Origin of the sequence: Pseudomonas tritici, assembly GCF_014268275.3 — a bacterium.
Classification (GTDB): Bacteria; Pseudomonadota; Gammaproteobacteria; order Pseudomonadales; family Pseudomonadaceae; genus Aquipseudomonas; species Aquipseudomonas tritici.
The window spans coordinates 2,879,693-2,892,571 of sequence record NZ_CP077084.1; the positions used below are offsets into that span (position 1 = coordinate 2,879,693).

10 protein-coding genes are annotated in these 12,879 nt (G+C 61.3%); 8 read left to right on the top strand and 2 right to left on the bottom strand.

Going from position 1 to position 12,879, the window contains the following annotated elements; genetic code table 11:
- The first annotated feature begins 94 nt into the window (after positions 1 to 94).
- Positions 95 to 1,000 carry a hypothetical protein gene (locus HU722_RS12815; protein ID WP_065876089.1) on the top strand — a complete coding sequence of 302 codons (906 nt, stop codon included), beginning with the start codon at positions 95 to 97 and terminating at the stop codon, positions 998 to 1,000.
- A 158-nt stretch (positions 1,001 to 1,158) separates the two neighbouring features.
- Here HU722_RS12815 and HU722_RS12820 read toward each other — a convergent pair whose 3' ends face one another.
- Complete coding sequence (locus tag HU722_RS12820) at positions 1,159 to 2,388, bottom strand: multidrug effflux MFS transporter (protein WP_065881700.1); 1,230 nt, start codon at positions 2,386 to 2,388, stop codon at positions 1,159 to 1,161.
- Positions 2,389 to 2,480: 92 nt separating this feature from the next.
- Between HU722_RS12820 and pdxR the strand changes: the two genes are divergently transcribed.
- The gene (gene pdxR / locus HU722_RS12825; RefSeq protein ID WP_186754703.1) at positions 2,481 to 3,893 is read left to right on the top strand and encodes a MocR-like pyridoxine biosynthesis transcription factor PdxR; all 1,413 of its coding nucleotides are present in this window, start codon (positions 2,481 to 2,483) and stop codon (positions 3,891 to 3,893) included.
- A gap of 6 nt (positions 3,894 to 3,899) precedes the next feature.
- On the opposite strand, the gene HU722_RS12830 is transcribed toward pdxR, so the two are convergent.
- Entirely contained in the window at positions 3,900 to 4,808 is a 909-nt protein-coding gene (locus tag HU722_RS12830) for a MurR/RpiR family transcriptional regulator (RefSeq protein ID WP_065876092.1), read from the bottom strand.
- Between the two features lie 283 nt (positions 4,809 to 5,091).
- Here HU722_RS12830 and HU722_RS12835 point away from each other — a divergent pair, with 283 nt between their 5' ends.
- The 6 genes from HU722_RS12835 to iolG all read left to right on the top strand — a co-directional run bounded on the left by HU722_RS12835 (position 5,092) and on the right by iolG (position 12,845).
- Positions 5,092 to 7,029 carry a bifunctional 5-dehydro-2-deoxygluconokinase/5-dehydro-2-deoxyphosphogluconate aldolase gene (locus HU722_RS12835; protein ID WP_186754705.1) on the top strand — a complete coding sequence of 646 codons (1,938 nt, stop codon included), beginning with the start codon at positions 5,092 to 5,094 and terminating at the stop codon, positions 7,027 to 7,029.
- 166 nt (positions 7,030 to 7,195) lie between these two features.
- A complete protein-coding gene (gene iolE, locus HU722_RS12840) occupies positions 7,196 to 8,104 on the top strand; it encodes a myo-inosose-2 dehydratase (RefSeq protein WP_186754707.1) in 909 nt (302 codons plus the stop codon).
- Entirely contained in the window at positions 8,101 to 8,889 is a 789-nt protein-coding gene (iolB, locus tag HU722_RS12845; RefSeq protein ID WP_065876095.1) for a 5-deoxy-glucuronate isomerase, read from the top strand. Before iolE ends, iolB begins: the two co-directional genes overlap by 4 nt.
- A 23-nt stretch (positions 8,890 to 8,912) precedes the next feature.
- Positions 8,913 to 9,734, top strand: a complete 822-nt coding sequence (locus HU722_RS12850) for a TIM barrel protein (protein WP_065909617.1) — start codon at positions 8,913 to 8,915, stop codon at positions 9,732 to 9,734.
- A gap of 149 nt (positions 9,735 to 9,883) precedes the next feature.
- Complete coding sequence (iolD, locus tag HU722_RS12855) at positions 9,884 to 11,815, top strand: 3D-(3,5/4)-trihydroxycyclohexane-1,2-dione acylhydrolase (decyclizing) (protein ID WP_065891235.1); 1,932 nt, start codon at positions 9,884 to 9,886, stop codon at positions 11,813 to 11,815.
- Positions 11,816 to 11,834: 19 nt separating this feature from the next.
- Complete coding sequence (iolG, locus tag HU722_RS12860; RefSeq protein ID WP_065876098.1) at positions 11,835 to 12,845, top strand: bifunctional inositol 2-dehydrogenase/D-chiro-inositol 1-dehydrogenase; 1,011 nt, start codon at positions 11,835 to 11,837, stop codon at positions 12,843 to 12,845.
- The last annotated feature ends 34 nt before the right edge of the window (positions 12,846 to 12,879 follow it).

The following is a 12,879-nucleotide window of genomic DNA, read 5'->3' on the forward strand; positions in this document are numbered from 1 at the left end:
CAACGATATTAAATTTAATAGCGACTGGCACGCTGCCTGCACTGTCCTTTTTGAGACTTGTAACACCATTTTTCCTGCCGGGAGCAAAAAAACAATGATCACATCCTCATCCACGCTACAAGAGTCGAGCACGCTCTCCGGGGTTTCCTGGGGGGCGATTTTTGCTGGGGCTGCGGCGGCGGCTGCACTGTCGCTGATCTTGGTACTGCTGGGTTTCGGCCTGGGCTTTTCGGCGGTGTCGCCGTGGGCTGACAGTGGCATCAGCGCCAAGGGCCTTGGCATTTCCACGATTATCTGGCTGGCCTTTACCCAGATCGTCGCGTCCGGGCTGGGCGGCTATATCGCCGGCCGGTTGCGTGTGAAGTGGGCGAATATGCACGGCGATGAGGTGTACTTTCGCGACACCGCCCATGGCTTCCTGGCCTGGGCTGTTGCCACGCTGATTACCGCAGTACTGGTGGTCGGCTCGGTCAGCAGTGTGGTGAGCGGTGGTGTGAAAGCCGGTGCCAGCGTTGCAGCCGGCGCGGCCAGTGGCATGACGCAGGCCGCCGGCAGTGCAGCCAAAGGCGTCAGCGGCGGTGATTTCGACTACTACGTCGACAGCCTGTTTCGCGATGATCGCCCGGTGGCCGTCGGTGACGACGCTGCACATGGCGTGGTCGCGCGCATCTTCACCCGCACGCTGAGCAATGACGGTCAACTCGCCGCTGAAGACCGTGCTTACCTGGCCCAGTTGATCAGCCAGCGTACCAACCTCAGTCAGGCTGATGCTGAAGCCCGTATCGACAAGGTCTATGGCGATGCCCGTAAAGCCGTTGAAGACGCCAAGCTCAAGGCCAAGCAAGCCGCTGATGCCGCTGCGAAAGTCGCTGCCTATACGTCGCTGTGGACCTTCATTGCCCTGCTGATCGGCGCCTTCTTTGCCAGTTTCGCTGCAACCTATGGCGGTCGTCGTCGCGATGCCGTGGTGTATGTCGAAACCGAACACTTCGTCCGTTAATTAATTCAAGGAGAACATCATGCGCTCATTACTTCTGTGGTTCCTCGGCATTCCAATCCCGATCATTATCCTGATTGCGATCTTCGTGCACTGATACTGAGCCTGGCTCGGTCCCCCTGTGGGAGCGGGCTTGCTCGCGAAGACGGTGTGTCAGCTACTCATGGGGTGACTGATACACCGCCTTCGCGAGCAAGCCCGCTCCCACATTTGGTTGTGCGCAGTGTCAGCCAGCTTGCCACCAGCAACACGCTCGCCACCGCTGTCATGATCACCAAAGGTCCTGACGTACCATCTGACAACAAGCCAGTTGCCCAACTGCTTACCGCTGTCAGGAACATCTGGGTAAAAAAGAACAGCCCCGATGCTGTCCCGGCAATCGCGCCATACGGCTGCAAAACCGAGAGCTGACAGGCCGGAATCACCATCCCCACCGACACCATGATCACCACCATCGGCAGCACAATCGCCAGCCATTCCCCTGGCAGTGTGGTTGTAGCGACCGCGAGCACGACACTGCCAAGCACGTTCAGGCCTATCGCTGCGGCGATCAAACGGTCTGGTTCAAAGCGCAGCACCAGCCGCCGAAACAGATTCGCGCCCAGCATGTAGCCGCTGATCGTGGCAGCGAATACCAGTGCATAAGCCGTGGCAGACAACTGGAAGCCCCGTTGCAACAGCGCCGAAGACTCACTGATAAACGGAAAGTACGTGCTGTAGACGCAGCCAATCGCCAGGGAATAGCGCAGGAAATGACGGTCACGCAAAAGCTGCCCGTAGAGGCGCAGCAAACCACTCGGTGGTGCCGCGGCGACTTGCGGCGGACGGGTTTCAGGCAGGCGGCGATACACCACTACGTACAGCAGTGCGCCAATCATCGCCAGCAACACAAATAGCCCGCGCCAGTTGACGACGGGCAACAGCACGCTGCCCAGCACCGGCGCGGCCATCGGCGAAACGGCCATGGCCATGGAGATCAAACCGAGCAAGCGCGCCTGTTCGTCGCGGTCGAAGTAATCGCGCACGATCACCCGGCCGATCACCGTGGTGCAGCAGCCACCCAATGCCTGGAACAGGCGGACGATGATCAGCACGGTGATGCTGTCAGCCAGGGCGCAAGCCACTGTGGCCACGACGTACAAAAACAGCCCGGCCAATAGCACCGGACGCCTGCCGAAGCGGTCGGTGAGCGGGCCGCTGACCAGCAGGGAAATCGCCGAGCCCAGCGTGTAGAACGTCAGGGTCAGTTGTAACTGGCTGTCGCTGGTCTGGAAGTAGTCGGCCATGGCGGGCAAGGCTGGCAGGTGCATGTCCAGCGTAATACGGGGCAGGGCGATGAGGACGGTCAGCAGCACCAGCCAGAACCCGGTAGAGAGGGCGCGTTGAGTCATTGGACGTCTCGATGCAAGAGGTAGAGCCCGGACTCTAGCGGCTTTGTGGTTTAATCCTCAGGGCCACTAATGCCTTGATGGATAGGACCACTATGAGCCGGGGAAAAACCGCATCCGCCCTCGACCTGCCGCGCCCGGATACGCTGGACGCGGGCAAGCAGCAAGGCGCTTACGAAGCCCTGCGCGGGGCGATCCTGAACCGGCAGTTGCCCGCCGGGAGCCGCTTGCCCTCCACGCGCAGCCTGGCCGAGCGCTGGTTGGTATCCCGTGGCACGCTGGAGGCGGCGTTTGACCGCCTGCACAGCGAAGGCTACGTGCAGCGGGTGGCGGGGTCTGGTACGCGGGTGTGCGCGGTGATCCCGGAACAATTCATTGCAGCACCTTTAGCCAGGGAAATCCCACGGCGCCGTGTGGAGCCTGATCAGCCGGATGCGGGCGTGCAGAGCCATGTGCCCTTCGTTGCGCGGCGTCCGGATGCCAGCCTGTTTGATCTGAAAACCTGGGCCCGCTGCATCTCCCGTGGGTTGCTGACGGTAGGCCCGGGTGTGCTGGAAGCGGCGCACCCGGCCGGTCTGCCCGAGCTGCGCGCGCAGATTGCCGATTACCTGCGCAGCTATCGCGGTATGCAATGCGAGGCCGATGAGGTGATCGTCACCACCGGCATCCGCCATGCCCTTGACCTGATTGCGCGCAGCGTGCTCAAGCCGGGTGACACGGCCTGTGTCGAAGACCCCGGTTATCTGCCGGCACGCCGTTTGTTCGCCCTGGCGGGGGCGCACATCCACGCAATTCCCGTCACTGCCGACGGCCTCGACACTGCCCAACTGCCCGAGACGGCGCGTCTGGCCTATGTCACGCCCGCCCACCAGGCGCCATTGGGCATGACGTTGTCGGTGTCCCGTCGCCTGGCGCTGTTGGACTGGGCCGCCCGCGCCGACGCCTGGGTGGTCGAAGACGATTACGACAGTGAATACAACTACAACACCGCGCCGCTGGCCGCGCTTAAATCCCTGGATTCGGGCGACCGTGTGATCTATTGCGGCAGCTTCAACAAGAACCTGTTCCCCGGTTTGCGCGTGGGCTTCATGGTGGTGCCCAACGTGCTGCGCCGCTCGTTGTTGCGTACCTTGCAACTCACCGGGCACTCGGTGGGGGCCAGTGATCAACTGGGGTTGGTGGAGTTTCTGCGCAGTGGCGCGTTTGTGCGTCACCTGCGTGCCTCGCGGCAGGCTTATCAGGCACGGCGCGATGCGCTGCTGGAATGCCTGGGTGGGCGCTGCACCGTCAGCGGGCAGCAGGCAGGATTGCACTTTGTGTTGTGGCTGCCGGAAGGTGTCGAAGAGGGGGATTTCTGTCGCCGTGCCGCTGCAGTCGGGTTGACGCTACAACCGCTGGGCAAGTTCTGTCATGCGCTGACATTGCCGCCGGCGGTGATCATCGGCTACACCGCGTTGACCCTGGCGCAGATCCGCTTTCACGGCCGCGCGTTGGCGCAGTTGGTGTAGGCGCGGTCAGTCGTCGAAGCCGACCTGCTCATGTATCTCGTCCACCTTCAATTCCAACCGATACGCCACCGCAATAAACAATGCCTGGCACAGGCACAACGTGGCGCTCAACGAACGAAACGCAAACGACGAGCCCTCATTCACCAACAGCACCGCGTTCGCCCGCTTGGCCAGGGGCGACAGGTTGCTGTCGGTGATAATCAACGTCTTGGCCTGATGATGCTGGGCAATCCGCAGGCAATGCTGGGTCTCTTTGCCGTAGGGCGAGAAGCTGATTGCAATCACCAGGTCATTGGCGCGTACGCTGCGCATCTGCTCGCGGTAGCTGCCGCCCAGGCCCGAGATCAGGTGGATGCGCTTGTTGGTGTGCTGCAGGTTGTAGACCAGGTAATCGGCCACCGCAAACGAGCGGCGCACGCCGACCACGTAGATGTTGTCGGCGTTGACCACCAGGTCCACGGCCTTGTCGAATGCCACGTCATCGAGTTCCAGCCCCAGGCGCTCGATGCCGGAGAGGGTAGCGTTGACGCACTCACGCGCCAGGTCGCCGCCGCTGGCCTTCTGCGACTTGTTGGCGATCATGCTGCGGATGCGCTGCTGGTAGTTCTGCACCGGGGTGGTCTTGTGGGTGTAGGCCTCGCGAAACAGCGCCTGCATCTCACTGAAACCGCTGAAACCGAAACGCTGGGAAAACCGCACGATCGCCGACGGGTGCACTTCGCACTCGCGGGCGATGTCGCTGATGCGGTCGACCATGATCCGGTCGCTTTGCTGGCTCATGTAGCTGGCGATGCGTTTGAGTTGGCGTGGCAGGCTTTCGTATTCGTCGGTGATCAGCTGCAACAGGCGTTCGGCATTGATCGGAGGGCTGGCGGGCGTTTCTTCCAGGGGGGTCTCATGATCGGTGCGGGACATGGGCAATCCTTCTGACGGTTCTTCTGATGCGCTGATAAGTGGCGCAAGTCTACAGGGTAGGCGCAAAAAAATACCTGCGCATCACGGCCACCGTGGCCTGCTTAAACGAGGCAGTCTCGCTGGGCTGCCCCTGTGCAAGCTTAATGGAAAAAATATTCCAATGAAAAAATATCTAGAATAAATATTGATTGGCGTCGCCGGACGTTCTAGTCTGCTCCCACCAAGAGCGTTTGCCGCCACCACGACGGCACAACGCAGGCTGATAAAAATAACAGGAGCCAGCATGGGCCAGACTCGTTTTGCCAGTGGGCGTCAATTGGATTTGATTTGCCTCGGGCGCCTGGGCGTCGACCTCTATGCACAACAAGTCGGTGCACGGCTTGAGGACGTGTCCAGCTTTGCCAAATACCTCGGCGGTTCTTCTGCCAATATCGCCTTTGGCACCGCACGGTTGGGCCTCAAATCGGCGATGTTGAGCCGGGTGGGCGATGACCACATGGGCCGTTTCCTGCTGGAATCCCTGGCCCGCGAAGGTTGCGATGTCAGCGCCATCAAGGTCGACCCTGAGCGCCTGACCGCCCTGGTGCTACTCGGCCTCAAGGACCGCGAAACCTTCCCCCTGGTGTTCTACCGCGAAAACTGCGCCGACATGGCCCTGCGCGCCGAGGACATCAGTGAAGCCTTTATTGCCTCCAGCAAGGCGCTGTTGATCACCGGCACGCATTTCTCCACCGACGGCGTGTACAAGGCCAGCATCCAGGCGCTGGACTACGCGGCCAAGCACAACGTCAAGCGCGTGCTGGATATCGACTACCGCCCAGTGCTGTGGGGCCTGGCGGGCAAGGCGGATGGAGAGACGCGGTTTGTCGCCGACCAGAACGTCAGCCAGCATGTGCAGAAAATCCTGCCGCGCTTCGACTTGATCGTCGGTACCGAAGAAGAATTCCTCATCGCGGGTGGCAGTGAAGATTTGCTCACCGCACTGCGTAAAGTCCGCGAGCTGACACCGGCGACCCTGGTGGTCAAGCTCGGCCCGCAGGGTTGCACGGTGATTCACGGCGCCATCCCCGCGCGACTGGAAGACGGCGCCATCTACCCCGGTGTGCGCGTTGAAGTGCTTAACGTGCTCGGTGCTGGCGATGCATTTATGTCGGGCTTCCTCAGCGGCTGGATCAATGACGCCAGCGATGAGCGCTGCAGCCAGTTGGCCAATGCCTGCGGCGGGCTTGTGGTATCGCGCCACGCCTGCGCACCGGCCATGCCGACGCCTGCCGAGCTTGAGTACCTGTTCAACAGCCCGGTGCCGATCACCCGGCCAGATCAAGACGTCACCTTGCAACGCCTGCACCGCGTCTCGGTGCCGCGCAAGGCCTGGAAGCAACTGTTCGTGTTTGCTTTCGACCATCGTTGGCAGTTGGTGGACCTGGCGCAAAAAGGTGGCCAGGACCCAACGCGCATCAGCGATATCAAGCAGCTGTTTATCCAGGCCATCGAACGCGTCGAGAAAAAGCTCGCCGAGCAAGGCATAGATGCCGATGTGGGCCTGCTGGCCGACCAACGCTTCGGCCAGGACGCCCTTAATGCGGCCAGCGGCCGTGGCTGGTGGATCGCACGCCCGGTGGAGGTGCAGAACTCGCGCCCACTGGCGTTCGAGCACGGCCGCTCGATTGGCAGCAACCTGATCGCTTGGCCTCAGGAGCAGATCATCAAGTGCCTCGTGCAATTCCACCCCGACGACGAGCCGTTGCTGCGCCTGGAACAGGAAGCCCAACTCAAGGCGGTGTACGAGGCATCTATTGTCAGTGGCCATGAATTGTTGCTGGAAGTCATCCCGCCCAAGGACCACCCGTCCACTTACCCGGACGTGCTCTATCGCAGCCTCAAGCGCTTGTACAACCTGGGTATCTACCCGGCGTGGTGGAAGATCGAGGCGCAGTCGGCCGAGGACTGGAAGAAGCTTGACGAACTGATCCAGGACCGCGACCCGTACTGCCGTGGCGTGGTGCTGCTGGGCCTGAATGCCTCGGCCGAATTTCTCGCCGATGGCTTCCAGCAAGCCCGCCTGAGCACCACCTGCCGAGGTTTTGCCGTGGGCCGCACGATCTTCCAGGAGCCGAGCCGGGCGTGGATGGCGGGGGAGATTGATGATGAGGTTTTGATTCAGCAAGTACAGGCCACGTTTGAACAGCTGATCAATGCCTGGCGAAGTGCCCGAACCTAAACACGCTTCTCGAATGTGGAATGCAGTCAAATGTGGGAGCGGGCTTGCTCGCGAATGCGGTGGTTCAGTTACAGAAGTGTTGCCTGACAGACCGCATTCGCGAGCAAGCCCGCTCCCACATAAAGCAGATCCCGGTGATCTCTAGATAAAAACAAAAGGTGCAGCCATGCCCGCAATCCGAATTGGCATCAACCCGATTTCCTGGAGCAACGACGACCTCCCAGCTCTGGGCGGCGAAACGCCCCTGAGCACCGCCTTGAGCGAAGGCAAGGAAATCGGTTACGAAGGCTTCGAACTCAACGGCAAATTCCCCAAGGACGCCAAAGGCGTCGGCGATGTGCTGCGTCCTTATGACCTGGCACTGGTCTCCGGCTGGTACTCGAGCCGGCTGGCCCGGCGTTCAGTGGCCGAAGAAATCGAGGCCATCGCCGGCCATGTCGAGTTGCTCAAGCAAAACGGTGCCAGTGTATTGGTCTACGGCGAAGTCGCCGATTCGATCCAGGGTTCGCGCATCCGCCTGATCGAGCGCCCGCGCTTTCACAGCGAACAGGCCTGGCAGGATTATGCCGACAAGCTCACCGAACTGGCGCGCTTCACCCTGTCCCAAGGCGTGCGCCTGGCGTACCACCACCATATGGGCGCCTACGTCGAATCCGCGGAAGACATCGACCAGTTGATGAAGCGAACGGGCCCGGAAGTCGGCCTGCTGTTCGATTCGGGCCACTGCTACATGGGCGGCGGCGAACCAGTGGAGGTGCTGCGTAAACACATCGACCGCATTTGCCACGTGCATTTCAAGGACGTGCGCAAGCCTGTGGTGCAACTGGCGCGTAACCAGATGTGGAGTTTTCCCGACTGCATCGTCAACGGCACCTTCACCGTGCCCGGCGACGGTGACATCGACTTCGCCGAATTGCTCGATGAGTTGCTGGCCGCGAACTATGAAGGCTGGCTGGTTGTGGAGGCCGAGCAGGACCCGGCTGTGGCGCCCAGCTATATCTATGCGAAAAAAGGATACGACACCCTACGTGCTCTGCTGAGTGATGCCCTGCTGAATGAGAGGACTGCAAAATGAGCTTGTTGGTCAAGAGCAGCAAACGCGGACAAACCATGGTCGCGCTGGAAGCGGGGCGCCTGGAGTACGTGGGCTTTTCCGCTTACCGCCTGAGCCTGGGCGAAACCCTGCCGGTCAGCGCCGGTGATCAAGAGCTGTGCTTGGTACTGCTCAGCGGTCGCGTGAACATTGAAGGCGAAGGCTTCAACTGGCAGAACCTGGGGGATCGCCAGTCGGTGTTTGAAGACAAATCCCCCTTCGCCGCCTACCTGCCACCGGGTACCGATGCCCAGGTCACTGCGTTGAGCGATGTACAGATTGCCGTCTGCGCCGCGCCGGGGGCGGACGGCTACGAGCCGCGCCTGATCCGCCCGGAAGACTGCAAACGCAGCGTGCGCGGCAAAGGGGCCAACACCCGCTATGTGTGCGACATCCTGCCCGACAGCGAGCCGGCCCATTCACTGCTGGTGGTGGAGGTACGCACGCCGTCCGGGCATTCGTCGAGCTACCCGCCGCACAAGCACGACACCGACGACCTGCCGCACCAGAGCTTTCTTGAAGAGACCTACTACCACCAGATCAACCCGCCCCAGGGCTTTGTGTTCCAGCGCGTCTACACCGACGATCGCAGCATTGACCAGGCCATGGCCGTGGAAAACAGCGACCTGGTGGTGGTGCCCAAGGGTTACCACCCGGTCAGTGTGCCGTATGGCTACGAATCGTATTACCTGAACGTGATGGCCGGCCCCAAGCGCGCCTGGCATTTCCATAACGACCCACAGCACAGCTGGCTGCTGGACCTCTAAGCGGTTTTGGACGGAGAACAACAATGAAGTCGCCTTTACGTTTTGCCCTTAACCGCATGGTCGCCCCCAACCTGTCCCTGCCGGACTTCATCCAGTTGGCCGCAGCGCTCAAGTGCGATGCCATCGAGATCCGCAATGACCTTGCGGACAAGCAAATCGAATTCGGCACCCCGGCCAGCCGCGTGCGCGAGTTGTGCGCAGCGCAGGGCATCCAGGTGCTGTCGATCAACGCGCTGTACCCCTTTGACGTGTGGAACGAGGAGCGTCGCGCCCAAGCGATCCAGCTCGCCACCTATGCCCGCGAGTGCGGCGCCCAGGGCCTGGTGATGTGCCCGTTCAACGAGCGAGGCGATACGCGCAACGAAGCGCAGCGTGCCGCCGGGTTGCGCACGGCCTTGAGCGAGCTGGCGCCGATCCTGCGTGAATACGGGATTCTCGGTTTTATCGAACCCCTGGGCTTTGAGGAATGTGCGCTACGCCGCAAGCGCGTGGCGGTGGATGCGATCCAGTCCATTGGCGGCCTGGATGTGTTCCGCCTGGTGCACGACACCTTCCATCATCACTTGGCCAGCGAACATGAGTTCTTCCCCGAATTGACCGGGCTGGTGCATATCTCCGGCGTGGAAGATGCCGAGGCGCCGCTCAATTCGATTCGTGACGGCCACCGCGTGTTGGTGGGCGAGGGTGACATCCTTGGTAACGCGGCGCAGATCGACACGCTGCTCAGCACGGGATACAGCGGCTATTTGTCGTTTGAGCCGTTTGCCGAGAGCGTGCATGAACTGGCGGATATACAACAGGCGTTGGGCGCGAGCATTGCCCATCTGAACAAATCCCGGAACTGACAGCGGATAACGTGTGGGAGCGGGCTTGCTCGCGAAGGCGGTGGACCAGTAAGTAAATCCGGTGACTGACACACCGCATTCGCGAGCAAGCCCGCTCCCACATGGGATCACTGTTGATCGAAAGATTTGCATTCATTCAAGGTGCGAACATGACCACAACAAGACTGACCATGGCCCAAGCCCTGGTGAAGTTCCTGGATAACCAATACATCGAAGTCGATGGCGTGCAGAGCAAGTTTGTCGCCGGGGTGTTCACGATTTTCGGCCACGGCAACGTGCTGGGCCTGGGCCAGGCCCTGGAGCAAGACAGCGGTGACCTGGTGGTGCACCAGGGCCGCAACGAACAGGGCATGGCCCACGCCGCCATCGGTTTTGCCAAGCAGCACCTGCGCCGCAAGATCTACGCGTGCACCGCTTCTGTGGGCCCCGGCGCTGCCAACATGCTCACCGCCGCCGCGACCGCGACCGCCAACCGTATCCCGCTGCTGCTGTTGCCCGGCGATGTGTATGCCAGTCGCCAGCCCGACCCGGTGTTGCAACAGATCGAACAGTTCCACGACCTGAGCATCAGCACCAACGATGCCTTCCGCTCCGTGAGCAAATACTGGGACCGCATCAACCGCCCCGAGCAGTTGATGACCGCCGCAATCCACGCCATGCGCGTGCTTACCGATCCGGCTGAAACCGGTGCCGTGACCCTGGCGTTGCCCCAGGACGTGCAGGCCGAGGCCTGGGACTATCCCGACTACTTCCTGCAAAAACGCGTGCACCGTATCGAACGTCGCCCGGCCACCGCCGCGATGATCAGTGATGCGCTGGCGGCCTTTCGCGGCAAGCGCAAGCCGCTGATCATCTGCGGCGGCGGTGTGAAGTATTCCGGTGCCAATGCTGCACTGCAGGCGTTTGCCGAACGGTTTGATATCCCCTTCGCCGAAACCCAGGCGGGCAAGAGCGCCGTGGTCTCCAGCCATCCGCTGAACGTCGGCGGGATCGGAGAAACTGGCTGCCTGGCGGCGAACCTGCTGGCGCCCGAAGCCGACCTGATCATCGGTATCGGCACGCGTTATACCGACTTCACCACCTCGTCCAAATCACTGTTCAAGCACGCCGAGGTGAGGTTTCTCAACCTCAACATCAGTCCCTGCGACGCCTTGAAACTGGACGGCGTGCAGGTGTTGGCTGACGCACAAGTCGCCCTTGAAGCACTGGCCGATGCCCTGGGCGATTATCGTTCGGGCTGGGGCGAGCAGATCCGTGAAGCCAAGGCGCAGCTGGACACCGAAGTGGACCGTGTGCATCAGGTGGAATATGACGGTGACGGCTTCGTGCCGGAGGTCGACGACCACCTGGACCGCGCGGTGCTGCGTGAATTCATCGAGCTGACCGGTTCGTGCCTCACCCAAAGCCGTGTGCTTGGCGTGCTCAACCAAACCCTGGCCGATGACGCAATCATCGTCGCAGCCGCCGGCAGCCTGCCCGGTGACCTGCAGCGCGCCTGGCGCAGCAAGGGCGTCAACACCTACCACGTCGAGTACGGCTATTCGTGCATGGGCTATGAGATCAACGCCGCCCTCGGCGTGAAACTCGCCGAGCCGACCAAAGAGGTCTACGCCCTGGTCGGCGATGGTTCCTACATGATGCTGCATTCGGAGCTGGCCACCTCGATCCAGGAGCGCCGCAAGATCAACGTGGTGCTGCTCGACAACATGGCTTTCGGCTGCATCAACAACCTGCAGATCGGCAATGGCATGGACAGCTTCGGCACCGAGTTCCGCTACCGCAACCCCGAGAGCGGCAAGCTCGACGGCGGCCTGGTGCCGGTGGATTTCGCCATGAGCGCGGCGGCCTATGGTTGCAAGACCTACAAGGTCAGCACTGTGGAGCAACTCGAAGCGGCGCTGGCCGATGCACGAACTCAAACGGTTTCGACGCTGATCGATATCAAGGTGCTGCCCAAGACCATGATCCACGGCTACCTGTCGTGGTGGCGGGTGGGTGTGGCGCAGGTGTCCACCAGCGAACGTACGAATGCCGCCGCGAAAAAACTCAACGAACACCTGGCGAAGGCCCGGCAGTACTAATAACAAAAGGAGTGAATGTATGTCTTTGAAGTTGGGTGTTATCGGTACCGGCGCCATCGGCCGCGACCATATTCGTCGTTGCAGCCAGACCTTGCTCAACAGCCAGGTGGTGGCGGTAACCGACATCAATCTTGAGCAAGCCGCCAAGGTTGTCGCAGAGTTGAAGCTGGACGCCGAGGTGTACGCCGACGGCCATGCGCTGATCAATTCGCCACAGGTCGAGGCCATTCTGGTCACTTCATGGGGCCCGAGCCACGAAGAGTTCGTGCTCGCCGCCATCGCCGCCGGCAAACCGGTGTTCTGCGAAAAACCCTTGGCCGTGACGGCTGACGGCTGCCGCAAGATCGTCGACGCCGAAGTGGCCTACGGCAAGCGCCTGGTGCAAGTCGGCTTCATGCGCCCGTACGACGAGGGTTATCGCGCATTGAAAGCGGTGATCGACAGCGGCCAGATCGGCGAACCCCTGATGCTGCACTGCGCGCACCGCAACCCGACGGTGGGCGAGAACTACAAGACCGACATGGCGATCACCGACACCCTGATCCACGAGCTGGATGTGTTGCGTTGGCTGCTCAACGACGACTACGTCTCGGTGCAAGTGGTATTCCCACGCAAATCCAGCAAGGCCCTGGCTCACTTGCGTGACCCGCAGATCGTGCTGCTGGAAACCGCCAAGGGCACGCGTATCGATGTCGAAGTGTTCGTGAACTGCCAGTACGGCTATGACATCCAGTGCGAAGTGGTGGGGGAGACCGGTATTGCCAAGCTGCCGGAGCCATCCCAGGTGCAAATGCGCAGTGGCGCGAAGTTGTCCAATGCGATTCTGATGGACTGGAAGGATCGGTTTATTGGTGCCTATGACGTCGAGTTGCAGGCGTTTATCGACAGCGTACGCGCCGGGCAGGTTGGCGGGCCGTCGGCGTGGGATGGTTTTGCGGCGGCGGTGGCGGCGGATGCGTGTATTGAGGCGCAGAATAGCGAGCAGATTGTGAAGGTGAGCTTGCCGCAGCGTCCGCACTTCTACGGCTGACCGCGATCCCACAGATGGAATGCAGTCAGTGTGG